23 protein-coding genes are annotated in these 22,300 nt (G+C 64.4%); 10 read left to right on the forward strand and 13 right to left on the reverse strand.

Going from position 1 to position 22,300, the window contains the following annotated elements; all coding sequences use genetic code 11:
* Together EOA23_RS09365 and EOA23_RS09370 are read left to right on the forward strand one after the other, a co-directional pair.
* On the forward strand, window positions 1-794 hold a 794-nt coding region (locus tag EOA23_RS09365), incomplete at its 5' end, for a cation:dicarboxylase symporter family transporter (protein ID WP_127303726.1).
* Between the two features lie 230 nt (window positions 795-1,024).
* Window positions 1,025-1,606 carry a histidine phosphatase family protein gene (locus EOA23_RS09370; protein WP_127303727.1) on the forward strand — a complete coding sequence of 194 codons (582 nt, stop codon included), beginning with the start codon at window positions 1,025-1,027 and terminating at the stop codon, window positions 1,604-1,606.
* 264 nt (window positions 1,607-1,870) lie between these two features.
* Here the strand turns inward: EOA23_RS09370 and EOA23_RS09375 are convergent, their stop codons facing one another.
* From EOA23_RS09375 to EOA23_RS09385, 3 genes are all read right to left on the reverse strand, one after another.
* Complete coding sequence (locus EOA23_RS09375; RefSeq protein WP_127303728.1) at window positions 1,871-2,614, reverse strand: pseudouridine synthase; 744 nt, start codon at window positions 2,612-2,614, stop codon at window positions 1,871-1,873.
* Window positions 2,615-2,711: 97 nt separating this feature from the next.
* Window positions 2,712-3,212 (reverse strand): hypothetical protein, encoded by a 501-nt coding sequence (locus EOA23_RS09380; RefSeq protein WP_245456206.1) that lies wholly within the window; start codon window positions 3,210-3,212, stop codon window positions 2,712-2,714.
* A 100-nt stretch (window positions 3,213-3,312) separates the two neighbouring features.
* Window positions 3,313-3,753, reverse strand: a complete 441-nt coding sequence (locus EOA23_RS09385; RefSeq protein WP_127303729.1) for a hypothetical protein — start codon at window positions 3,751-3,753, stop codon at window positions 3,313-3,315.
* A 524-nt stretch (window positions 3,754-4,277) separates the two neighbouring features.
* Between EOA23_RS09385 and EOA23_RS09390 the strand changes: the two genes are divergently transcribed.
* On the forward strand, window positions 4,278-5,297 hold the full coding sequence (locus EOA23_RS09390) for an NAD-dependent epimerase (protein WP_127303730.1): 1,020 nt from the start codon (window positions 4,278-4,280) through the stop codon (window positions 5,295-5,297).
* Between the two features lie 135 nt (window positions 5,298-5,432).
* Here the strand turns inward: EOA23_RS09390 and EOA23_RS09395 are convergent, their stop codons facing one another.
* Window positions 5,433-6,746 (reverse strand): MFS transporter, encoded by a 1,314-nt coding sequence (locus tag EOA23_RS09395; RefSeq protein ID WP_127303731.1) that lies wholly within the window; start codon window positions 6,744-6,746, stop codon window positions 5,433-5,435.
* Window positions 6,747-6,946: 200 nt separating this feature from the next.
* Here EOA23_RS09395 and cyoA point away from each other — a divergent pair, with 200 nt between their 5' ends.
* The 7 genes from cyoA to EOA23_RS09430 are packed head-to-tail and all read left to right on the forward strand — an operon-like array spanning window position 6,947 to window position 13,826.
* Complete coding sequence (gene cyoA, locus EOA23_RS09400; protein ID WP_127303732.1) at window positions 6,947-8,128, forward strand: ubiquinol oxidase subunit II; 1,182 nt, start codon at window positions 6,947-6,949, stop codon at window positions 8,126-8,128.
* A gap of 10 nt (window positions 8,129-8,138) precedes the next feature.
* On the forward strand, window positions 8,139-10,145 hold the full coding sequence (cyoB, locus tag EOA23_RS09405) for a cytochrome o ubiquinol oxidase subunit I (RefSeq protein ID WP_127303733.1): 2,007 nt from the start codon (window positions 8,139-8,141) through the stop codon (window positions 10,143-10,145).
* A 2-nt stretch (window positions 10,146-10,147) separates the two neighbouring features.
* Window positions 10,148-10,774, forward strand: coding sequence for a cytochrome o ubiquinol oxidase subunit III (gene cyoC / locus EOA23_RS09410; RefSeq protein ID WP_127303734.1), 627 nt, complete (start codon window positions 10,148-10,150; stop codon window positions 10,772-10,774).
* The gene (cyoD, locus tag EOA23_RS09415) at window positions 10,771-11,145 is read left to right on the forward strand and encodes a cytochrome o ubiquinol oxidase subunit IV (protein WP_127251953.1); all 375 of its coding nucleotides are present in this window, start codon (window positions 10,771-10,773) and stop codon (window positions 11,143-11,145) included. Before cyoC ends, cyoD begins: the two co-directional genes overlap by 4 nt.
* Window positions 11,142-11,954 (forward strand): SURF1 family protein, encoded by an 813-nt coding sequence (locus EOA23_RS09420; protein ID WP_127303735.1) that lies wholly within the window; start codon window positions 11,142-11,144, stop codon window positions 11,952-11,954. The genes cyoD and EOA23_RS09420 overlap by 4 nt, the downstream gene beginning before the upstream one ends.
* Window positions 11,951-13,303 (forward strand): ATP-binding protein, encoded by a 1,353-nt coding sequence (locus EOA23_RS09425; protein WP_127303736.1) that lies wholly within the window; start codon window positions 11,951-11,953, stop codon window positions 13,301-13,303. Before EOA23_RS09420 ends, EOA23_RS09425 begins: the two co-directional genes overlap by 4 nt.
* Complete coding sequence (locus tag EOA23_RS09430) at window positions 13,293-13,826, forward strand: response regulator transcription factor (protein WP_127303737.1); 534 nt, start codon at window positions 13,293-13,295, stop codon at window positions 13,824-13,826. The genes EOA23_RS09425 and EOA23_RS09430 overlap by 11 nt, the downstream gene beginning before the upstream one ends.
* On the opposite strand, the gene doeB is transcribed toward EOA23_RS09430, so the two are convergent.
* The 9 genes from doeB to ehuA all read right to left on the reverse strand — a co-directional run bounded on the left by doeB (window position 13,827) and on the right by ehuA (window position 22,293).
* Window positions 13,827-14,828 carry a N(2)-acetyl-L-2,4-diaminobutanoate deacetylase DoeB gene (gene doeB, locus EOA23_RS09435; RefSeq protein WP_127303738.1) on the reverse strand — a complete coding sequence of 334 codons (1,002 nt, stop codon included), beginning with the start codon at window positions 14,826-14,828 and terminating at the stop codon, window positions 13,827-13,829.
* Between the two features lie 5 nt (window positions 14,829-14,833).
* Entirely contained in the window at window positions 14,834-16,012 is a 1,179-nt protein-coding gene (doeA, locus tag EOA23_RS09440; protein WP_127303739.1) for an ectoine hydrolase DoeA, read from the reverse strand.
* Between the two features lie 38 nt (window positions 16,013-16,050).
* Window positions 16,051-17,043, reverse strand: coding sequence for a cyclodeaminase (locus EOA23_RS09445; protein WP_127303740.1), 993 nt, complete (start codon window positions 17,041-17,043; stop codon window positions 16,051-16,053).
* Complete coding sequence (eutB, locus tag EOA23_RS09450) at window positions 17,040-18,032, reverse strand: hydroxyectoine utilization dehydratase EutB (RefSeq protein WP_127303741.1); 993 nt, start codon at window positions 18,030-18,032, stop codon at window positions 17,040-17,042. Before eutB ends, EOA23_RS09445 begins: the two co-directional genes overlap by 4 nt.
* A 183-nt stretch (window positions 18,033-18,215) precedes the next feature.
* Window positions 18,216-18,992, reverse strand: coding sequence for an ectoine utilization protein EutA (eutA, locus tag EOA23_RS09455; protein WP_127303750.1), 777 nt, complete (start codon window positions 18,990-18,992; stop codon window positions 18,216-18,218).
* Between the two features lie 5 nt (window positions 18,993-18,997).
* Window positions 18,998-19,657 carry an ectoine/hydroxyectoine ABC transporter permease subunit EhuD gene (gene ehuD, locus EOA23_RS09460; RefSeq protein WP_126062740.1) on the reverse strand — a complete coding sequence of 220 codons (660 nt, stop codon included), beginning with the start codon at window positions 19,655-19,657 and terminating at the stop codon, window positions 18,998-19,000.
* A complete protein-coding gene (gene ehuC, locus EOA23_RS09465) occupies window positions 19,657-20,316 on the reverse strand; it encodes an ectoine/hydroxyectoine ABC transporter permease subunit EhuC (protein ID WP_042638468.1) in 660 nt (219 codons plus the stop codon). Before ehuC ends, ehuD begins: the two co-directional genes overlap by 1 nt.
* Window positions 20,317-20,561: 245 nt before the next feature.
* Window positions 20,562-21,413 (reverse strand): ectoine/hydroxyectoine ABC transporter substrate-binding protein EhuB, encoded by an 852-nt coding sequence (gene ehuB / locus EOA23_RS09470; RefSeq protein ID WP_042638470.1) that lies wholly within the window; start codon window positions 21,411-21,413, stop codon window positions 20,562-20,564.
* Between the two features lie 94 nt (window positions 21,414-21,507).
* Window positions 21,508-22,293 carry an ectoine/hydroxyectoine ABC transporter ATP-binding protein EhuA gene (gene ehuA, locus EOA23_RS09475; RefSeq protein WP_127303742.1) on the reverse strand — a complete coding sequence of 262 codons (786 nt, stop codon included), beginning with the start codon at window positions 22,291-22,293 and terminating at the stop codon, window positions 21,508-21,510.
* Window positions 22,294-22,300: the final 7 nt, after the last annotated feature.

Genomic DNA, 22,300 nt, shown 5'->3' on the forward strand with positions numbered 1-22,300 from the left:
GGCGCCCTGTGGTCGATTTCCTGCAGGCGCTGACCGCTCCGATCTTTCGCCTCGTCGCCATCCTGATGAAGGCGGCGCCCATCGGCGCCTTCGGCGCCATGGCCTTCACCGTCGGCAAATACGGCATCGGCACGATCGCCAACCTCGCCTTCCTGATCGGCACCTTCTACCTGACGTCGCTGCTCTTCGTGCTGGTCGTTCTCGGCGCCGTCGCATGGTACAACGGCTTCTCCATCCTGGCGCTGATCCGCTACATCAAGGAAGAGCTGCTGCTTGTGCTCGGCACCTCATCGTCGGAAGCCGCGCTTCCCGGCCTGATGGCCAAGATGGAGCGTGCCGGCTGCAACCGCTCGGTGGTCGGCCTGGTCATCCCGACCGGCTATTCCTTCAATCTCGACGGCACCAATATCTACATGACGCTTGCCGCGCTGTTCATCGCCCAGGCGACCGACACGCCGCTCACCTTCGGCGACCAGATCCTGCTCCTGCTCGTCGCCATGCTGAGCTCCAAGGGCGCGGCCGGCATCACCGGCGCCGGCTTCATCACCTTGGCCGCGACGCTGTCGGTGGTGCCTTCGGTGCCGGTCGCCGGCATGGCGCTGATCCTCGGTGTCGACCGCTTCATGTCTGAGTGCCGCGCGCTCACCAACTTCGTCGGCAACGCGGTGGCGACCATCGTCGTGGCGCGCTGGGAAGGCGAGCTCGACCAGAAGCAATTCGCCGCCGCCATGGCAGGTCAATTGCCGGAGGAGGCCGATCTCGCGTTGTCGGGCGGTTTGCAGCCGGCGGAGTGACAGGCAAGTTCAGGCATCCCTTCCAAGCCTTGCAGGCCGCGGCTTAGAAGCAATTCCAGGAAAAGTGTGAGCGGTTTTCCGTCCGGAATTGCGTAAAAACAAAGAGCTAGCGCGTTTCACCGTTTCCGTGAAACGGTGAAACGCGCTAGCCGCGGCCTGTTCTTTTTGCCGACCGCCGCATAGGCTGCGCGAGCCGGATTCCCGGCGAAATAGTCAGCCGAGGGCGGTCAATGAGCAGCGCGTATCCCGAGATCTATCTTGTCCGTCATGGCGAGACCGAATGGAGCCTCTCGGGCAGGCATACCGGCCGCACCGACATCCCGCTGACGGCAAAAGGCGAGGAGGCCGCGCGCGGCGTGGCCGACCGGCTCAAGGGCCTGATGTTCCAGGCGGTCTGGTCGAGCCCCTCGCAGCGCGCCTTCGACACCTGCCGCCTCGCCGGCTTCGGCGAGGGCGCGGTCAAGAAGCCGGACCTGCGGGAATGGGATTATGGCGCTTACGAGGGCGTGACGACCAAGGAGATCCTGTCGAAGCGCCCCGGCTGGCAATTGTTCCGCGACGGCTGTCCTGACGGCGAGACGGCGGCCGATGTCGGCGCACGCGCCGACGCGATCATCGCCGGGCTGCGCGCGATTGCCGGCAATGTGCTCGTCTTCTCCAGCTCGCATTTCCTGCGTGTCCTCGCGGCGCGCTGGGTCGGCCTGCCGCCCGAAGGCGGCGAGCATTTCGTGCTCGACACCACGAGCCTCAGCATCCTCGGCTACGAGCACGACCTGACGGAGCCGGTCATCCGGCGGTGGAACCAGAAATAGCTGCAGCTCGATAGCAGCCGAGGCGTCTCAGGAGATTAGGCGAAGCCCCTCAGCCTCGTCATTCTAGGGCGGAGCAAGGAGCGAAGCGACGCGGCGCAGACCCTAGAATCCATTCCGTTACCTATCCGCGTTACGGCGATTCAGAACGACCCCTGTCTTGCACCGTGTTTAACCCTCGCGCGAGGTCACGGAATGGATCCTCGGGTCTACGCGTCCGCTTCGCTTCCGCTCCGCCCGTGGATGACGAAGCTGAGGCCTTTCGAGCTAGACTCTGATCATCGCCAACTCCTCGCTCGTCAGATGCCGCGCCTTGCCTTTGGCAAGTTCGCCGAGCTGAAGACCGCCGATCGCCACTCGAACCAGCCTTAGCACCTCGATGTCGAAAGCGCCGAGCAGCCTGCGGATTTGCCGGTTGCGGCCTTCGTCGAGCACGATTTCCAGCCAAGCTGTCCGCCCGCCGCTGCGCAGCAGCGCAATCGAGCTTGCCGTGAGCAACTCCCCGTCGACGACCGAGCCCTGGCGAAAGCGTTCCATCATCGCGTCGTCAGGCACTGAAGCGATCTGCACGTGATAGGTCTTGGCGACATGCGAGGCGGGGTCGAGCAAACCGTTCGCCCAGCGCGTGTCGTTGCTCATCAAAAGCAGCCCTTCGCTTGCCTTGTCGAGCCGGCCGACCGGCGCCACGAAGGGCAGGTCGAGCCCTTCCAGGCAGTCATAGACGGTGCCGCGGCCTTCGGGATCGTCGCGGGTGGTGACCAGCCCGCGCGGCTTGTTGAGCATCAGATAGACCTTGCGCTCGGCAACGACGCGCTCGCCGTCGACGGTGATACGATCGCGGTCGGGGTCGATGCGCAGCAACGCATCGCGCACCGTCTTGCCGCCGACCTGCACGCGCCCCTCGGCGACGAGACGCTCGGCCTGCGTGCGCGAGCAGAAGCCAAGCTTGGAGAGGGCCCGGGCGAGGCTGACCTTTGGGGTTGCGGATCGTCGGTCGGGTTGGCGTGCCACGGTCTTGCCTTCGGACTTGTTCAAAAACGCCGCAACCGATGCCACGCCTAGCGAGATCGGCGCAAGCGGCCCCGTTATCCCGGTCGGGCCGCCAATGTCACTCCTTCGGCGCGCTCAGCCGCCGGTAGGGGACGCCGTCGAATGTTGCCGTCACGAAGCTCTGGACCGACATCTTGCGCTTGCGCCCGTCGCTGCAGGCATAGAGCGGCCAGCCGGCTTCGCTGCACTCGCTGGCCAGGCAGAGGCGGTTCACGCAGTTGCCCGTGGTCAGGCGAAAGCCGCCCTTGCCGGCAAATCCCTGAAGCAGGCTGCCGTCCGCCGAACGCCATGTCCGTTGCTGGAATTCAGGCCGCAGCAGGCGAGGCTCGAGCGGCGCGGCCAAACCGGCCTGGGTTGCGGGGCCCGAATATTGAAACCGGTAGCGCGCCATGCCGGTCGCATACGCGGTGACGAGATCGGGTTGCCCCGAATAGGCTGCCGTGAGGTCAGCTCGGTCAAAAAGATGGGACGCGCGCGGTTCCGCCCCTAACGGTCTCGTCAGGGCAGCGACGGCGACAACGGCCAGGCAGACGCGCAACATCCCCATTCCAGCAGCCATACCCCATCCGGCGTGCCAGGTTGCCCGGCTGCCTGCGCGTACAATCTTTCCAATCGGGTTTTCGCGCAAGCGCCCGGTTTTTCAGGGCAGCGTTGCCTTGTCAGCTATTGGCGGCCGGCGGCAGCTCGAACAGGGTGGCGCCGTTCTCACGCCCACGGTCGACATAGCCGATCACGCGGAACCATTTCGCCACCTCCGGCCTGTCCAGCCAGCTGCGCGAATGTATGGGAAGGTTGCCGGCAAGCGCCTGGACATGGAGGATGTGCCGCTTGCAGAAGCGGACCGTCGCGGCGTTGAAGAAATCCTCCCGCGCCGCGAACAGCGTATCGGCGGCATCCGCATGCTCATGCCAGGCTATGATCGCGACGGCCCTGTCGCCTTCTACGAGCGCATGCGCCCGGCCTTCCTTCAAATTCATCATCAGATTGTCATAGGCGCTTTTGCTGTCCTTGCCGGCCGCGACATATTCGTCCGACATCCGCTTGGACAGGCCGTGGAACACATCTTCCAGGTCTCCGACCGTCGCCGCGCGTGCTCTCATTTCTCCTCCTGACAGCCCACTAGCAGTTTGCCTCAGCAAAGGGAGATCACCAAGAAAATAAAATCCTCAACTGGCCTGCTGAGCGCAAACTCATTCTGCATGAATGGGTCCGATCCGTGACCGCGCTCGCATATAAGCATGGGCTTGAGATTGCATTTCCGCATTCAGGTACTGTTCTTCCGGGCCAGCCCCGGCCACATCATCTTCAGGCGACCATGATCGAGCTGATTGAACCATATACGAGGCGACCTTCGTTCCGGAGCGATGGGAGGACGAGGCCGCGCAGGCTGAGGTCGGCGGGGTCGGTGCGCTGCTGCCGCATCCGCCCGTGCCAGCCTTGCAGCCCTGGCGCCGCGAGGACTGGTAAGTCGTGTCGAGACGGCGGAGAAAGGCGTATCGTTGAATTCGTCGACGGCCTGCCATAAAAGGCGCAAGTTCTCGACCGGCTTGAGGAATTCCGGACGTGCCCGCGGGCTGTCGGCGAAAGATCGGTCCGGTTGACCACAACGTTTTGGGAGCATGGATTGACGTCGAGCAGGCCCATACTGATCACCGGCGCCGCCGGCTTCATCGGCTTTCACCTCTGCCACAGGCTGCTTGCCGAAGGCCGGCAGGTTGTCGGCCTCGATTCCATGAACGAGTATTACGACGTTGCCCTCAAGCAGGCGCGGCTCGAGCGGCTGAAAGCGTTCGCGAACTTTCGCTTCGAGCATGTCGACCTCGCCGACCGCGATGGCGTCTCGGCGGTCTTTGCTTCCGCCGCGCCGGAGATCGTCGTCAATCTCGCCGCGCAGGCCGGCGTCCGCTATTCGCTGATCAATCCGCACGTCTATGCGCGGAGCAACCTCGACGGCTTCCTCAATATCCTGGAAGGGTGCCGTCAGGCCTCGGTCGGTCATCTCGTCTATGCATCGTCGAGCTCGATCTATGGCGGCAGCACGCGCATGCCGTTCTCGGTGCATGATTCCGCCGACCATCCCTTGAGCCTCTATGCCGCCAGCAAGAAGGCGAACGAGCTGATGGCCCACACCTACAGCCATCTGTTCGGGCTGCCGACCACGGGCTTGCGCTTCTTCACCGTCTACGGCCCGTGGGGCCGGCCCGATATGGCCTTGTTCATCTTCACCAAGGCCATCCTCGCCGGCCAGCCGATCGACGTCTTCAACCATGGCAACATGCAGCGGGACTTCACTTATATCGACGACATCGTCGAGGGCGTAATCCGCGTCATGGAGCATCCCGCGACGCCCAATACCGATTGGACAAGCGCGGCCCCGGATCCCGCGACCAGCGATTCGCCGTACAGGATCCACAACATCGGCGACAGCTCACCCGTCCAACTGAGCCGGCTGATCGACGTGCTGGAAGACGCGCTTGGCCGCAAGGCAATCCGCAACCTGATGCCGCTCCAGCCGGGCGACGTGCTGGCGACCTACGCCGACATCACCTCGCTCGAGGCGGTGACCGGCTTCAGGCCCACGATCCCGATCGAGGTCGGCGTTCCGCGCTTCGTGGAATGGTATCGGGATTTCTACCAGGTCTGATTGGCCGCCTGCGACAATGGCTAGCGGCCGGGTACCAGAGCAATTCCAGGAAAAGTGTGAGCGGTTTTCCGTCCGGAATTGCGTAAAAACAAAGAGATAGAGTGGCTCGCCGTTTCCGTGAAACGGTGAAACGCTCTACCGGCCCGTCGTCGAGGCCTGCCTGTCGATCCACAGCGCGAGCAGCGTGCAGGCAGCGCCTGAAAGCAGATAGGCGCCGGCGGCGATGAGGCCGAAAGTGCCGGCCAGAAGCAGCGCTGCAAGCGGCGCGAAGCCGGCGCCGAACATCCAGGCGAGATCCGACGTCACCGCCGAGCCGGTATAGCGATGCTGGCGCGAGAAGCTCGACGCGACGACGCCCGAGGATTGTCCGAAGCTCAAGCCGAGCAGGATGAAGCCCAGCACCATGAACACCGTCTCGCCGACGGTGCCGCCATTGAGAAGCTGCGGGGCAAAGCCGCTGAATGCGGCGATGGCGACGGCGCCGCCGCCGAGCAAAGCGCGACGCCCCACGCGGTCGGCCAGCGGCCCTGACGCGACGATCGCGGCGATGCCGAACAGCGCGCTCACCGCCTCGATGACCAGGAAGCGCTCCGGCCCTTCATTGGTGAACAGGAACACCCAGGACAGCGGGAACACCGTCACCATATGGAACAGCGCGAAGCTCGCCAGCGGCGCGAAGGCGCCGACGACGACGTTGCGGCCTTCCGTGCTGATCATGTCCCTGATGCGGGTCGGCTGCAGGTCCCCGCTCTCGTAGAGCTTCGAGAATTCTGGCGTGACGACGATGCGCAGCCTGGCAAACAGTGCCACGACATTGATGGCGAAAGCGACGAAGAACGGATAGCGCCAGCCCCAGGCGAAAAAATCGTCGGCCGAGAGGTTGGCGACGAAGAAGGCGAACAGCGAGCTCGCCACGATAAGCCCGATCGGCGCGCCGAGCTGCGGGATCATCGCATAGATGCCGCGCCGGTTCTGCGGCGCGTTCAGCGCCAGCAGCGAGGGCAACCCATCCCAGGTTCCGCCGAGCGCCAGGCCTTGCAGGAAGCGGGTAAGCGCCAGCAGCCAGGCGGCGACAGCGCCGACATCTTCATAGGACGGCAGGAACGCCATGGCGACGGTCGAGGTGCCGAGCAGGAACAGCGCGATCGTCAGCTTGGCGCCGCGGCCATAGGCGCGGTCGATCGCCATGAACAGCACGGTGCCGAACGGACGCGCAATGAAGGCCAGCGCGAAGATCGCGAAAGAATAGAGCGTCCCGGCCAGCGGATCGTGCGTCGGAAAGACAAGCCTGGGGAACACGATCACGGAAGCGATCGCATAGACGAAGAAATCGAAGAACTCCGATGTCCTGCCGATGATCACGCCGACAGCGATATCGCCCGCGCTGACCTGGCCGTGATGCGAGCCGATCAGCCTGCTGTCCGTTTCGGCAGTCGAAGTTTCAGCCATCTTGTTCGTCGCCACCGAGCTCAAGTTCGGAACGCGATTGTCCTCGTCCCATTATGCGTGCACAGTTTCGCCAAAGCCATAGCAATCCGGCATTGGACAAATTGTCCAATGTCGTCCCCGTGCCGGCGGCAGTAGCCGTTGGCCCATCCCGCGTTGTAGCTTGTGAAAAGCCCGTTGCGACGCCATCGAGGGCAGCGTTGATGAAACGATCCGGAGCTTTGCTTCTGTTTCCCCTGGCCGTGCTGCTGACCGGCTGCGACTTCGTCGTGCTGGCGCCCGCGGGCGACGTGGCAGTGCAGCAGCGCGACCTGCTCGTCGTCTCGACCCTTTTGATGCTGCTCATCATCGTGCCCGTCATGGCGCTGACCGGGCTGTTCGCCTGGCGCTACCGGCAGTCCAGCACGACGGCGACCTACACGCCCGACTGGGACCATTCGACCAAGCTGGAGCTGGTGATCTGGGCAGCGCCTCTGCTCATCATCATATGCCTCGGCGCGCTGACCTGGCTCGGCACGCATCTGCTCGATCCTTACCGGCGCATCGACCGCATCGAGCCCGGACAGCCGGTCACGCAGAACCATAAGCCGCTCAGGGTCGAAGTCGTCGCGCTCGACTGGAAATGGCTCTTCATCTATCCGGACTACGGCATCGCCTCCGTCAATGAGCTGGCGGCGCCGGTCAATCAGCCGATCGACTTCCGCATCACCTCGTCCAGGGTGATGAACTCCTTCTACATTCCAGCCCTTGCCGGGCAGATCTATGCCATGCCCGCCATGGAGACGAAGCTGCACGCCGTCATAAACCGCCCGGGCACCTATACCGGCTTCTCGGCCAATTACAGCGGCGCCGGCTTCTCCGGCATGCGCTTTGCCTTCCACGGCGTGTCCGACCAAGCCTTCACCGACTGGGTGGCGCAGGCCAAGAGCGCGCAGTCCACGCTTACCCGCGAGACCTATCTAGAGCTCGAACGCCCGAGCGAGAACGAGCCGGTCCGGCACTATGCCTCCGTCGCCCCCGACCTCTACGGCGCGATCCTCAATCTGTGCGTCGAGCCGGGCAAGATGTGCATGAACGAGATGATGTCGATCGACGCCAAGGGCGGCCTGGGGCTCGCCGGCGTCCGCAACACCCTGCCGCTGCAATATGACAAGCTTGCCCGGCGCGGCGCGGTGTTCGGCAGCGATCCGTCCTATGTCGCCAGCATCTGCACGGCGGAGGAGGCGGCAGCCGCATCTCGCGCGGCTCGTAATGACGATGAAAAGAGCTGGCCGCTCAGGGACCTGTCCCCGCTGCGCGGCGTCGGCTTGCTCGCGCCCGGCGCCGGCAGCCGCCGCGCCGACGCCGGGACGCCGTCGCTCGGCCTGCTGCGCTTCGAATTGTGAGGAATGGCGGATGCCTGAGACGCTGACCAAATTCATCTTCGGCCGCCTCACTTTGGAGTCGCTGCCGCTGCACGAGCCGATCGTCGTCGTCACCTTCATCGTGGTGGCGGTTGGCGGCCTCGCGGTTCTCGGCGCCATCACCTATTTCAAGCTATGGGGCTATCTCTGGCGCGAGTGGTTCACCAGCGTCGACCATAAGAAGATCGGCATCATGTACATGGTGCTCGGCCTCGTCATGCTGCTTCGCGGCTTCTCCGACGCCATCATGATGCGCCTGCAGCAGGCGATCGCCTTCAACGGTTCGGACGGCTATCTCAACGCCCATCACTACGACCAGATCTTCACCGCGCACGGCGTGATCATGATCTTCTTCGTGGCGATGCCTTTCGTCACCGGGCTGATGAACTTCGTCGTGCCGCTGCAGATCGGCGCGCGCGATGTCTCCTTCCCCTTCCTCAACAATTTCAGCTTCTGGATGACGGTGGGCGGCGCCATCCTGGTCATGGCCTCGCTGTTCGTGGGCGAGTTCGCCCGCACCGGCTGGCTGGCCTATCCGCCGCTCTCGGGCATCAATTACAGTCCGGATGTCGGCGTCGATTATTACATATGGGCGCTGCAGGTCGCCGGCGTCGGCACGACCTTATCCGGCATCAATCTGATCTGCACTATCGTCAAGATGCGCGCCCCCGGCATGACCATGATGCGCATGCCCATCTTCACCTGGACCTCGCTATGCACCAACGTGCTGATCGTGGCGTCCTTCCCGGTGCTGACGGCGGTGCTCACGCTCTTGGCGCTCGACCGCTATGTCGGCACCAACTTCTTCACCAACGACTTCGGCGGCAACCCGATGATGTATGTGAACCTCATCTGGATATGGGGTCACCCGGAGGTCTACATCCTCATCCTGCCGCTGTTCGGCGTCTTTTCCGAGGTCACCTCGACCTTCTCCGGCAAGCGCCTGTTCGGCTACACCTCCATGGTCTACGCCACGGTGGTCATCACCATCCTGTCCTATCTGGTCTGGCTGCACCACTTCTTCACCATGGGCTCCGGCGCCAGCGTCAACTCCTTCTTCGGCATCACCACGATGATCATCTCGATCCCGACCGGTGCGAAGATGTTCAACTGGCTTTTCACCATGTATCGCGGCCGCATCCGCTTCGAGCTGCCGATGATGTGGACGGTGGCCTTTATGCTCACCTTCGTCGTCGGCGGCATGACCGGCGTGCTACTTGCGGTGCCGCCGGCCGACTTCGTGCTGCACAACAGCCTGTTCCTGATCGCGCATTTCCATAACGTCATCATCGGCGGCGTGCTGTTCGGCCTGTTTGCCGGCATCGCCTACTGGTGGCCCAAGGCCTTCGGCTTCAGGCTCGATCCGTTCTGGGGCAAGGTTTCGTTCTGGTGCTGGGTGCTCGGCTTCTGGTTCGCCTTCATGCCGCTCTATATCCTCGGCCTGATGGGCGTGACGCGCCGCATGCGCGTCTTCGACGATCCCTCGCTGCAGATCTGGTTCGTCATCGCTGCCTTCGGCGCGGTGCTGATCGCCGCCGGCATCGCCGCTTTCCTGGTCCAGATCTTCGTCTCGATCCGCAAGCGCGCCGAACTGGTCGACGTCACTGGCGATCCGTGGGACGGCCGCACGCTGGAATGGTCGACCTCCTCGCCACCGCCGGCCTACAATTTCGCTTTCACGCCGGTCATCCGCGACAATGACGCCTGGTTCGACATGAAGAGAGCCGGCTACCGGCGTCCGCTCTCCGGCTTCAAGCCGATCCACATGCCGAAGAACACCGGTACCGGGGTCATCCTGGCGATCTTCAGCGTCGCCCTCGGCTTCGGGCTGATCTGGTACATGTGGTGGCTGGCGGCGCTGAGCTTCGTCTGCCTCATCGCCACCGCCATCGGCCACACCTTCAACTATCACCGCGACTTCGACATCCCGGCGGCCGAGGTCGCGCAAACGGAAGAGGCGAGGACGGCGCTCCTCGCCGCTCAGGGGGCTAGGGCTTGAGCATGGCATCTACGGCAATCACGGCCGGCGCCGAGCCGGTCTTCCACCTGGAAGAGGAGCATGCGCACGCCGAAGGCGGCAGCACCATGCTCGGCTTCTGGCTCTATTTGATGAGCGACTGCCTGATCTTCGCCATGCTGTTCGCGGCCTTTGGCGTGCTCGGCGGCAATTACGCGGCGGGTCCGGCGCCGAAGGACCTGTTCGATCTCGGCCTAGTGGCGGTCAACACCACCATGCTGCTGCTCTCCTCGATCACCTATGGCTTCGCCATGCTGACCATGGACAAGGGCCGTGTCGGCGCGACGCAAGCCTGGCTCGCGGTGACCATGCTGTTCGGCCTCACCTTCCTGTCGATCGAGCTCTACGAGTTCGCGCATATGATCCATGAGGGCGCGACGCCGCAGCGCAGCGCCTTCCTGTCGTCCTTCTTTACCCTGGTCGGCACGCACGGCCTGCATGTCACCTTCGGCATCGTCTGGATGGTGACGCTGATGGTCCAGGTCGCGCGATATGGCCTGATCGAGGCCAACCGCCGCCGGTTGATGTGCCTCTCGATGTTCTGGCACTTCCTCGACGTCGTCTGGATCGGCGTCTTCACCTTCGTCTATCTGATGGGGACGTTGCGATGAGCGCTCATGATCATGCCGGTCACGACCACGCGCATGGCGGCGCCGCGCACGGCTCGCTGAAGGGCTATCTGATTGGCTTCTTCCTGTCGGTGATCCTCACCGCCATCCCGTTCTGGCTGGTGATGGATGGCGTCATCGACAACAAGCAGGCCACGGCCGTGATCATCATGGCCTTCGCCGCGGTGCAGATCGTCGTCCACATGATCTTCTTCCTGCACATGAACCCGGCCTCCGAGGGCGGATGGTCGATGCTGGCGCTCATCTTCACGGTGATCCTCGTCGTCATCGTGCTGAGCGGCTCGCTCTGGGTGATGTACCATCTCAACGCCAACATGATGCCCGGGCTCCACGAGATGCGGGAGATGCCATGAGCCCTGTTTCGGGCGTGGGGAGGGTCAATCTCAAGGCAGAAGTCACGGGCGGCCGGGCGGATACAGGCACTCACGCCGCGCCGTCGAAAGGCTCCGCGTCGCGCTTCTTGCTTGCGCTGCTCGGACTTCTCGGCGTTCTGGTGTTTCTTGGGCTTGGCATCTGGCAGCTGGAAAGACGGGTCTGGAAGCTCGACCTGATCGCCCGCGTCGACCAGCGCATCCATGCTCCGGTCGTCGATGCGCCGGGACCCGCGACATGGGCTGATATCAACGCGGCCGGCTATGAATATCGCCATGTACGCCTCACCGGCAGTTTCTCTGGCGAAGCCAACACGCTGGTGCAGGCGGTGACCGAGCTTGGCGGCGGCTATTGGGTGCTGACGCCGATGCGCGACGACCGCGGCTTCACGGTCTTCGTCAACCGCGGCTTCGTTCCGCGGGAACGCAAGGCCGAATTTCAACAAGAGAGCGGCGGCCCGAGGTCGCCTACGGCGATTGACGGGCTGTTGCGCATCAGCGAGCCCGGAGGCGGCTTCCTGCGCAGCAACGATCCGGCGGCCGATCGCTGGTATTCGCGCGACGTCGCGGCAATCGCCAAGGCGCGCGGCCTGACCGATGTCGCGCCTTATTTCATCGACGCCGGGGCGTCCAGCGCGGACAGCTGGCCGCGCGGCGGCCTGACTGTCGTCACCTTCCGCAACAGCCATCTGGTCTATGCTTTGACCTGGTTTGCCTTGGCAGCGATTCTGGCGATGGCGCTTGCCAGGCCGATCTTCGCCGGCCGCGGCCAGCGGAAGGCGTCAAGATGAATATCTCGATCGCGCGGCTTCATCACGGGAAGGCGTTCCCAGCGGCTCCTCTTGCCGGCCACGGAGGCGCCGCCTCGAACGTCGACGTGACGAACAGGAAGAACCTGCTGCTTCTCATCCACTTGCGTTGGCTGGCGGTGGCGGGGCAGGTGCTGACCATTCTGGTGACGCAATACTGGTTCGCCATCCCGCTGCCGCTTACCGAGATGGCTGGCGTCGTGCTTTTCCTCGTCGGGTTGAACATCTTCAGCCTGCTCGCCCTGCGCGGCAATCGCCGCATCTCCAACGGCCAGCTTTTCGTCGCGCTGATTTTGGACATGGCGGCGCTGACCACGCAGCTCTATCTGAGCGGCGGCGCCTCGAACCCGTTCGTGTCGCTCTATCTGCTGCAGATCACGCTCGGCGCCGCGCTGCTGGCGCCATGGTCGACCTGGATCCTGGTCATGGCCGCCTCGGCCTGCTTCGTCTTCCTCATCTTCGTCTTCCAGCCGATCGCGCTCCCGCATCACGGCGGCAGCGACCTCCTGGCGCTGCATCTGCGCGGCATGTTCATCTGCTTCGTGCTGGCGGCCGGCCTGATCGTGATCTTCATGACACGCATCAACCGCAACCTGCGCGAACGCGACGCCTATCTCGCCGACCTGCGCCAGCGTTCGGCCGAGGAAGACCACATCGTGCGCATGGGCCTGCTCGCCTCCGGCGCCGCGCATGAGCTGGGCACGCCGCTCTCGACCATATCGGTCATCCTGTCCGACTGGCGCCAGATGCAGGGCGTCAAGCGCAACCGCGAACTTGCCGAGGACGTGGCCGAGATGCAGGCGCAGATCGAGCGCTGCAAAAGCATCGTCACGGGCATCCTCATGTCCTCCGGCCAGGCGCGGGGCGAGGGCACGATCCGCACCACGATCCGTCACTTCCTCGACGATCTCGTCCAGGAGTGGCGTGTCAGCCGCCAGCCTTCCAGGCTGGACTTCAGCAACGGTTTCGAGCCGGACGAGCCGATCGTGTCCGACACGGCGCTGCGGCAAGTGATCTTCAATGTGCTCGACAATGCGCTGGAAGCATCGCACGATTGGGTCGGCATCGCTGCCGAGCGGCAGGATGAGAAACTGGTGTTCACCGTCAAGGATCGCGGACCGGGTTTCGACAAGGATATTCTGGCCGGGCTCGGCCAGCCCTATATGTCGAGCAAGGGGCGTCCGGGCGGCGGCCTGGGCCTCTTCCTGGTGTTCAATGTCGTGCGCAAGCTCGGCGGCGACGTTTCAGCGCGCAACATGGAGGAGGGCGCCTGCGTTACCCTTTCGCTGCCGCTGGCGGCGCTGACCCACGGAGACGATCGTGAAACCTGATCGATCCTTGTTCATTGTCGAGGACGACGCGACTTTCGCGCGCACCCTCAAACGCTCGTTTGAGAAGCGCGACTACGACGTCGTGGTCTGCCACGACCGCGACGCCGTGATGGCCGCGCTGAAAAAGGCCGTTCCGGCCTATGCCGTCGTCGACCTCAAGCTGGGAGCGGGATCGGGACTCGAATGCGTCAAGCTGCTCGGCGCCCGCAATCCGTCGATGCGGATCGTCGTGCTGACGGGTTTTGCCAGCATCGCCACTGCGGTTGAGGCGATCAAGCTCGGCGCCTGCCACTATCTGGCCAAGCCCGCCAACACCGACGACATCGAAGCCGCCTTCGGCCGCGACGAGGGAGATGTGTCGGTGCCGCTCACCAGCCGTCCCACCTCGATCAAGAACCTCGAATGGGAGCGCATCCACGAGACGCTGGTCGAAACCGGCTTCAACATTTCCGAAACCGCGCGCCGTCTCGGCCTGCACCGGCGCACGCTCGCCCGCAAGCTCGAGAAGCGCGTGGTGCAATAACTATCCGACGGCCACGGCCAGCACCGAGACGCAATCGCCGGCCTTGACCAGGCCCGGGAAGTGCCGCGCGGCGAGCAGCCCCGACATCCTGGCCCTGATCTCCTGCGGCGCCTGGCCGGTACGGCCGACCGGATGGATGCGCGCGACCACCTGGCCGTCCTCGACAGGCTCGCCGAGATCGATCGTGGTCTCGATCATCCCGTCCTCCTCGGCGAAGGCGAAGCAATCGCCTGACGGCATGTCGAGCCACTGGGTTCTGCCCTTCTCGACCGCACCATAGACGATGCCGGCATGGCGAAGCACGTTGAGGATGCCGCGCCGGGCAATCCGCACCGTCTCGGCCCGCGAGGTCCCGCCGCCGCCGAGCTCGGTGGTGACGAAGACCTTGCCCATCTCCTCCGCCGCCGTGTCATACATTCCGACGGCATCGATCTCGGTCATGCGCATCGAGAACGGCGCCGAGAACGCTTCGACCGCGGCGAAGGCTTTTCTCTCCTGCGCCTTGTCCGGCAGCGTATGCGCGGCGCAGAAGGGCACGAAATCCAGCGTCTTGCCGCCGGAATGGAAGTCGAAGACGAGGTCCGCGCGGGGCAGCAGCTCACGTTGAAAATAGTCGGCGATCTTCTCCGTCACCGTGCCGTCGGGACGGCCGGGAAAAGAACGGTTCATATTGCCCTTGTCGATCGGCGAGGTGCGCGTGGCGGCCCGGAACGCCGGATAGTTCATCGCCGGCACGATGATGATCGTGCCGGAGACTTGTTTCGGATCGAGCGTGCGGGCGAGCTCGTAGAGCGCCAACGGCCCTTCATACTCGTCGCCGTGATTGCCGCCGGTCAGCAGCGCCGTCGGCCCCTTGCCGTTGCGTACGACGCAAACCGGGATCATCACCGACCCCCAGGCAGAATCGTCGCGGCTGTAGGGCAGGCGCAAAAAGCCGTGCTGGACGCCGTCGCGCTCGAAGTCGACGGTAGGCGCGACCGGCGATGGACGCAGAGCTGACATCGGCCTCAGTCCTTCACGAAGAGCTTGCGCGGCACATTGGCCAGGCATTCGACGCCGGTGTCGGTGATGAGGATCGACTCGGTGATCTCCAGGCCCATCGTCTCCAGCCACAGCCCGGTCATGAAGTGGAAGGTCATACCGGGCCTGAGCTCGGTGCGGTCGCCGGGGCGCAGGCTCATGGTGCGCTCGCCCCAGTCCGGCGGATAGGAGATACCGATTGGGTAGCCGGTGCGGTTGTCCTTGACGATGCCGTACTTCTTCAGGACGGCGAAGAAGGCGTTGGCGATGTCCTCGCAGGTGTTGCCGGGCTTGGCGGCGGCCAGGCCCGCCTCCATGCCTTCCAGCGTCGCCTTCTCGGCGTCGAGGAACGCCTGCGTCGGCTTGCCGAGGAAGACGGTGCGCGACAGCGGGCAATGATAGCGGTTGTAGCAGCCGGCGATCTCGAAGAACGTGCCTTCATTCGCCTTCATCGGCTTGTCGTCCCAGGTGAGATGCGGCGCCGAAGCGTCGGCGCCTGACGGCAGCAGCGGCACGATCGCCGGATAATCACCGCCGATGCCGGCGACGCCGCGCGTGCCGGCATCATAGATCTCGGCGACGAGATCGCATTTGCGCATGCCGACCTCTATCTTGTCGACGATGCGCTGGTGCATCGCCTCGACGATGCGGGCGGCGTTGCGCATGTATTCGATCTCGGTCGGGCTCTTCACCGCGCGCTGCCAGTTGACCAGCGCGGTGGCGTCGGCGAAGCGGGCGTTGGGCAAGTGCTTTTGCAGCGACGCGAAGGCGGCGGCCGAGAACCAGTAATTGTCCATCTCGACGCCGATGGAGAGCTTGTCCCAGCCGCGTTCGACCAGCACGCTGGCAAGGTAGTCCATCGGATGCCGCTCGGTCGACTGCACATAGTGGTCGGCGTAGCCGATGATGTTGTCATGCGCGAGATAGGCGGTGCGCTTGGCGCCGTTGGCGTCCTGGCCGCGGCCGTACCAGACCGGCTCGCCTGTAGGCGGCACGATAACCGCCTGATGCACATAGAAGGACCAGCCGTCATACCCCGTCAGCCAGGCCATGTTGGAGGGATCGCTGACGATCAGCAGATCGACCCCCTTGGCCTCCATCGCTCTGCGGGTCTTGGCGAGGCGATCGGCAAATTCGCTCCGCGAGAATTTCAGATTTGGCTGCATCGTTCTTGGTCCTCGTTTGTTGGGCCTTGCGGCCGGTACTAGCTCTCGAAAATCGTTCCCGCCTTCGCCGCCCGCGCGCGATCCCGCGCAAGCGTGGCGATCGCGGTGTCCTGCACGCCGGTGCCGGTGAGGTCGGCGATGGTGATGTCGCTTGCCGAGCGCCGGCCGTGTTTGCTGCCGGCAATGATCTGGCCGAGTTCGGTGACCTCGGCGTCGGCTGCGAAAACCGCAGCCTCGATCGCGTGATGGAGCTCGCCAAGGCGCCGTGTCTGCCTGGCGCTGTCGGCGACATAGAGGTCGGCCATGCGCAGGATCGCCGGCGCGATCTCGTTCTTGTGCTCGGCATCCGAGCCCATCGCGGTGATGTGTTGTCCGGCGGAAACGAACCCGGGCTTGATCAGCGGTTCGGTCGACGGCGTCGTGGTGACGATGATGTCGGCGCCGGCTGCCGCGTTCGCGGCATCCGGCTCGGCGCGAACCATGATGCCCAGCCTGTCGCGCAGGCGGGCGGCGGTTGCTTCGGCCTTGGCGGCGTCGCGCGCCCAGATCCGCGCTTCCTCGATCGGCCGCACGAGGCGCAGCGCTTCCAATTGCAGGCCGGCCTGCAGACCGGCGCCGAAGATCGCCGCGACCTTGGAATCTTCGCGCGACAGATGCCTGGCCGTGACCGCGCCGGCGGCCGCCGTGCGGATATCGGTCAGATAACCATTGTCGAGCAGCAGCGCCTCGACCACGCCGGTCTTGGCCGAAAGCAGCACCATCATGCCGCCGCCGCTCGGAAGGCCGAGCTTCGGATTGTCGAAGAAGCCGGAGCTGATCTTGACGGCGAAGCCGTCTATGCCTGGCACATAGGCGGACTTCACGTCGACTTCGCCGCGATGCTCGGGAATGTCGAGCCTCAAGATTGGCGGCATCGCCACCGGGAGCGTGGCCAGGGCGCGAAAGGCGTTCTCGACGCAGGCGACGGCTTCCAGGTCGAGCGTCACGATCTTGCGCAGATCGCTTTCGGTGAGAATTGTCATCCGGCTCATGCGGCACGCTCCCTTGTGGAGGATTCGCCGCAAACGATGCGACGGTGCAGACTCATGTCGATGTTGCGGCCGGAGAGGATGAGCACAGTCGGGCCGCTCACTTTGACCTTGCCGGCAAGCAGGGCGCCAATGCCGACGGCGCCGGCACCTTCGACGATCTCGCGCTCCTCTTCATAGGCATGGCGAATGCCGGCGGCGATCTCGTCCTCGGAAAGCAGGACCACGTCGTCGAGCAAGTCGCGGCACATGGCGAAGGTCAGCCGGTTGTCGAGCCCGATGCCGCCGCCGAGCGAGTCCGCCAGCGTCGGCAGTTCCTCGACCTGCACGGGCCGGCCTGCGTCGATGCTGGCTTTCATCGCGGCGCCCCGCGCCATCGAGATGCCGATGACTTTCGTGCCCGGGCTCACGCCTTTGACGGCCGCAGCCACGCCGGACGCGAGCCCACCGCCGGAGAGCGGCACCAGCACGCATGCTGCGTCCGGAACCTGCTCCATGATTTCCAACCCAAGCGTGCCTTGCCCGGCGACGATATCGGGATGGTCGAAGGGCGGCAGCATGACCAGCCCTTCCTCCGCCACCAGCCTGTCGACCTCCTGCTGGGCGTCGTCCTGGCTGTTGCCGACAATGCGCACTTCGGCGCCGAGGCGGCGGATGGCATCGAGCTTGTTCTCGGGCACCAGCCTCGACATGCAGATCACCGCGCGCATGCCTTCGAGCTTGGCCGCATGCGCCAGCGCGCGGCCGTGATTGCCGGTCGAGGCGGCGACGACGCCGCGCGATTTTTCGTCCGGGCTCAGGGCGGCCATCGCATTGGAAGCGCCGCGCAGCTTGAAGGCGCCGGTGGTCTGGTGGTGCTCAAGCTTGAGATGAACCGGGCTACCGGTGCGCTCCGACAGGCTTTGCGACAACACGACGGGTGTCCGCTCGACCTTGCCGGCAATGCGTTCGCGCGCGGCGCGGATGTCCGATATGACGATGGTGCGCGTCATGGGGCGACCCCTTCTGGCCTGCCGGCCATCTCCCCCTCAAGGGGGGAGATCCACAGCTTCGACGCTGTCTCTCTTCCTGCAACGTCGATGATTGGCGAAAGCATAGCAGCAGCTAATCTCCCCCCTTGAGGGGGAGATGGCCGGCAGGCCAGAAGGGGTCGCTCTTGTACGCAGGACATAACTTTACTGTCCAAGCGGCTTGGTCCACAAGCGGCCGAACTCCGGTCGCGGCGTGTCGTCGCCGCAGAGCCGCAGGCAGTTCCAGGCGCTGGCCTGGTTGCTGGTGACGACCGGGCGACCGATCGCCTCTTCCATTCCCGGCACCGCGAGCGCGGCGCGCAGCGCGGTGCAGGAGACGAACAGCGCATCGGCCTGCGGATGCGTGACCTTGCGCGCCATGTCGATGAGGGAAGCCGGCCTGATGCGCGCCATCTCGCGGTCATCCTCGAAGCCGAGGCAGGTGAAGCTCTGGATGTCGAAGCCATGCGCGGCGAAATAGGCGGCCATCGGCCGGCTGGTCTCGACGGTGTAGGGGGTCAGGATGCTGATGCGCTTCACGCCGAAGGCGCTCAGCCCGCGCATACCGGCCATCGGCGGCGTGACCACCGGCACGCCGGGCTTGGCCGCCTGGATCGCAGCTTCAATCTCGGCGTCGCCGATCACCACGGAAGCGGAGGTGCAGGAGTAGCAGACGGCATCGAGCGTCTCGTCCGGCAGGATCAGCGCCGCGCCCGCTGATAGCGAAGGCTGCATCTTGCGCAAATTCTCCGGCGTCGTCGGATTGGCGTAAGGGATGCGCGCGACGTAGACGCCGATGCGCTCGCTCGCCACCATGCGGCGAAAATCCACCTCGCTGGTGTGGTCGGTGGCCAAGGCGATCAGGCCGACGCGCTTTTCCAGCGGACGTGCGTCAAGCGCGGGGCGCGCCGTTTCGAGCCGGATCTCGGGCAGTGCTTTCATGACTTTCATCTTTCGATCCTGCCGTAGCGATGCTCCAGCCAGCGCAACAGCACGACGGAGCAGAGGCTGATGACGAGGAAGAACGCGCCGACCAGCGTCATCGGCTCGATATAGCGGTAATAGGTGTTGGCGACGCTCTTCGCCTGGTTCATCAGCTCGAGCACTGTGATCGCCGAAAGCAGGGGCGTCTCCTTGAACATGGCGATGAAATAGTTGGCCAGGGCCGGGATCATCGGCGGGATCGCCTGCGGCAGGATGATATGCGTCCAGGTGTGGCGTCCGTTGAGATTGCAGGCCTTGGCCGCCTCCCACTGGCCGCGCGGCACGTTGTCGATCCCGGCGCGATAGACCTCGGCCGTGTAGGTGCCGTAGTGCAGGCCGAGCCCGATCACGCCAGCCACCAGCGGCGGCAACAGGATGCCGATATCGGGCAGCACGTAGAAGATGAAATAGAGCTGCACCAGCAGCGGCGTGCCGCGGATGAATTCGGCGAACCAGCCGACGCTGCGCGCGACGAGCCGGTTCTCGGAGCGCCGCGCCAGCGCGATCGCAAGCCCTACGATCGCCGCCAGGATAGAGCCCAGGATGGTTGCCAGGATGGTGATCTTCACGCCCTGGATCAGGGTCGGCATGATCTCCCAGACGAAGTTCCAATCCCAGTCCATCAGACGCGCACTCCATCCAGGCCGCGCGCCATGCGGCGCTCCAGCGTGCGCACGCCCCAGGAAATGATCAGGGCCAGCGCAAAATAAATGATCAGCACGGACAGGAACGGCATCAGCGTGCTGCCGGTCTGCGAACGCACCACTTGCGCCTGGAAGGTGAGATCGGCGAGCGATATCAGCGACACGACCGACGTCGCCTTGAGCAGCTCGATGGCGTTGTTGCCGAAGGTCGGCAACATGACGAGCAGCGCCTGCGGCAGGATGACGTGCCGCATGCCTTGCCAGCGCCCGAGATTGAGCGCCGTGCAGGCCTCATATTGCTCGCGGCCGACCGACAGGATGGCGCCGCGCACGACTTCCGCCGCATAGGCGCCGACATTCAGGCCCAGCGCCAGCACGCCGGCCTGCAACGGCGTCAGCGACAGGCCGGCGAAAGGCAGCACGAAATAGGCCCAGAACAGCTGCACGAAGATCGAGGTGCCGCGGAAGAATTCGATATAGGCCGTGGCGATCGCGCGCAGGATGAAGAAGCGCGACACGCGCCCCATGCCGGCCAGGAAGGCCATGATCAGCGCGAGCACAGACCCCATCAGCGTCAGCTCGATGGTGACAAGTGCTCCCTGCAATATCAGGCCGAGATAGCCGGACCACTGGGTCATCTGAGTGTAAAATTTCCTATCGTTTGCGGTTGCGCGGGGCAGCCGCGACAAGTCCCTTCTCCCCGTTCCGCGGGGAGTTGAGGAGCGGTTCGCGCAGCGAACGAAAAGCCAATTGCTTGGCTTTTCGAGCGACGAAAGCCGGCAGGCAGATGAGGGGCGGAACCAGCTTCTGATATCTTGGCGCCGCCCCTCATCCGTCACTTCGTGACACCTTCTCCCCGCAAGCGGGGAGAAGGAAAAAGAGCTTACTTCGCCGCGCAGAGCTTCTCGCGTGTCGTCGACATCGCCGCCTTGGCGGAGAAGCCGTAGGGCTCGATGATCTTGGCGAACTCGCCGGACTTCTTCAGCTTGGCGAGCTCGACGTCATAGGCATCGCGCAGCGCCTCGTCGCCCTTCTTGAAGGCGGCGCCGTCGCAATAGACCGGAGCGCCCTGCACCGGCGCGATCACTTCGAGGTTCGGATCGTTGGCCTTCTTCATCAGGTCATTGATCGACAGAACCGGCAGCGAATAGGCGTCGATGCGGCCGTCCTGCACCATCTTCAGGCCGCTCTGGCCGTCCGGCACGACGATGACCCGATCGCGCGGCACGCCGGCATTGAGCGCCAGCTTCTCCTCGGTGCCGCCGCCGGGCGCGCCGACGGTGGCGGAGCTGTCCTTGGCGATGTCCTCATAGCTCTTGAAGCCCTTCGGATTGCCCTTCTTCACCAGCATCGCCTCGGCATCGCACAGCACCGGTTCGGAATAGGCGACCGCCGCGCAACGCTCCGGCTTCATGAACAGGCCGGCGGTGACGACGTCGAAGCGTCCAGCCTGCAGGCCGGGGATCATGGCGCCATATTCGGAGATGGAGGCAACGATGTCGTTGACGCCGAGACGCTTGAAGATCTCGCGCGCCACGTCCGGCGCCGCGCCCGAGACCTTGCCGTCGGCGGCCACCGCCGTATAGGGCGGCTCGTTGGCGATGGCGACGCGGGCAAAGCCTTGCTGCTTGAGCTGCTCCAGCTTTGCATCGTCGGCCGAACGCGCGCCGGAGGCGAGCAGCATCGTGCTCACTGCGAGGCCGGCGACGCCAGCCAGAATGCCAAGTTTCTTCATCGTTCCCAACTCCTTGTTTCTGTTATTGGTTTGCTCGGTTCGGGACGGTTTTGGGCCGCCCGTGGACGGCTTGCGCCGCCCGTCTGCATAGCGGTCAGACGCGATGTCCGGCCGCGATGATCTTCTTCAGGAAGCTCTGCGTTCTTTCCTGTTTGGGATGGCGGAAAATCTCATCGGGCTTGCCTTCCTCGACGATCCGGCCGCGGTCGAAGAACAGCACGCGGTCGGCGAAGTCGTGAGCGAAGCCCATCTCGTGTGTAACCAGAAGCATCGTCATGTCGGTCTCGGCGGCGAGCCTGCGCATGACGTTGAGCACTTCCTCGACCAGCTCAGGATCGAGCGCTGAGGTCACTTCGTCGAACAGCATGATCTTGGGTGACAGCGCCAACGCGCGCGCGATCGCCACGCGCTGCTTCTGGCCGCCGGAAAGCTGCGCCGGCATCGCTTTCGCCTTGTCGGCGAGGCCCACCATGTCGAGCAGTTCCATCGCCCGCTTCTCGGCGGCGGCGCGCGCGACGCCCTTGGTCAGCATCGGCGCCAGCGTCACATTGTCCATGACGCATTTGTGCGGGAAGAGATTGAAGAGCTGGAAGACCATGCCGATCTTCTGGCGCATCCTGGCCAGGTGCCGCTCGTCGGCCGGCAGCAATTGGCCGTTGCGCTCCATGTGGTAGAGCTGCTCGCCATCGACCTGGATGTGGCCGCCGTCGATCTTCTCCAAGGTCATCAGGATGCGCAGGATCGTCGTCTTGCCTGAGCCTGACGGGCCGATCAGCGCCAGCTTCTCGCCGGGCATCACCTGCATCGACAAACCGTCCAGCACCTTGAAGGTGCCGAAGCTCTTCGAAATCGCATCGACCTTGATGATGGGCGCGGGCAATCCATTT

Origin of the sequence: Mesorhizobium sp. M2A.F.Ca.ET.042.01.1.1, assembly GCF_003997405.1 — a bacterium.
GTDB lineage: Bacteria > Pseudomonadota > Alphaproteobacteria > Rhizobiales > Rhizobiaceae > Mesorhizobium.

What these genes read in the sequence shown, in the direction of transcription:
- EOA23_RS09425 (WP_127303736.1), top strand. Translation starts at nt 11,951, where the DNA reads ATGAATATCTCGATCGCGCGGCTTCATCACGGGAAGGCGTTCCCAGCG.
- ehuC (WP_042638468.1), bottom strand. Translation starts at nt 20,316, where the DNA reads ATGACCCAGTGGTCCGGCTATCTCGGCCTGATATTGCAGGGAGCACTT.
- EOA23_RS09395 (WP_127303731.1), bottom strand. Translation starts at nt 6,746, where the DNA reads ATGGCTGAAACTTCGACTGCCGAAACGGACAGCAGGCTGATCGGCTCG.
- EOA23_RS09385 (WP_127303729.1), bottom strand. Translation starts at nt 3,753, where the DNA reads ATGAGAGCACGCGCGGCGACGGTCGGAGACCTGGAAGATGTGTTCCAC.
- cyoC (WP_127303734.1), top strand. Translation starts at nt 10,148, where the DNA reads ATGGCATCTACGGCAATCACGGCCGGCGCCGAGCCGGTCTTCCACCTG.
- cyoD (WP_127251953.1), top strand. Translation starts at nt 10,771, where the DNA reads ATGAGCGCTCATGATCATGCCGGTCACGACCACGCGCATGGCGGCGCC.
- EOA23_RS09370 (WP_127303727.1), top strand. Translation starts at nt 1,025, where the DNA reads ATGAGCAGCGCGTATCCCGAGATCTATCTTGTCCGTCATGGCGAGACC.
- EOA23_RS09380 (WP_245456206.1), bottom strand. Translation starts at nt 3,212, where the DNA reads ATGGCTGCTGGAATGGGGATGTTGCGCGTCTGCCTGGCCGTTGTCGCC.
- eutB (WP_127303741.1), bottom strand. Translation starts at nt 18,032, where the DNA reads ATGACGCGCACCATCGTCATATCGGACATCCGCGCCGCGCGCGAACGC.
- doeB (WP_127303738.1), bottom strand. Translation starts at nt 14,828, where the DNA reads ATGTCAGCTCTGCGTCCATCGCCGGTCGCGCCTACCGTCGACTTCGAG.
- EOA23_RS09445 (WP_127303740.1), bottom strand. Translation starts at nt 17,043, where the DNA reads ATGAGCCGGATGACAATTCTCACCGAAAGCGATCTGCGCAAGATCGTG.
- cyoB (WP_127303733.1), top strand. Translation starts at nt 8,139, where the DNA reads ATGCCTGAGACGCTGACCAAATTCATCTTCGGCCGCCTCACTTTGGAG.
- cyoA (WP_127303732.1), top strand. Translation starts at nt 6,947, where the DNA reads ATGAAACGATCCGGAGCTTTGCTTCTGTTTCCCCTGGCCGTGCTGCTG.
- ehuD (WP_126062740.1), bottom strand. Translation starts at nt 19,657, where the DNA reads ATGGACTGGGATTGGAACTTCGTCTGGGAGATCATGCCGACCCTGATC.
- eutA (WP_127303750.1), bottom strand. Translation starts at nt 18,992, where the DNA reads ATGAAAGCACTGCCCGAGATCCGGCTCGAAACGGCGCGCCCCGCGCTT.
- doeA (WP_127303739.1), bottom strand. Translation starts at nt 16,012, where the DNA reads ATGCAGCCAAATCTGAAATTCTCGCGGAGCGAATTTGCCGATCGCCTC.
- ehuB (WP_042638470.1), bottom strand. Translation starts at nt 21,413, where the DNA reads ATGAAGAAACTTGGCATTCTGGCTGGCGTCGCCGGCCTCGCAGTGAGC.
- EOA23_RS09420 (WP_127303735.1), top strand. Translation starts at nt 11,142, where the DNA reads ATGAGCCCTGTTTCGGGCGTGGGGAGGGTCAATCTCAAGGCAGAAGTC.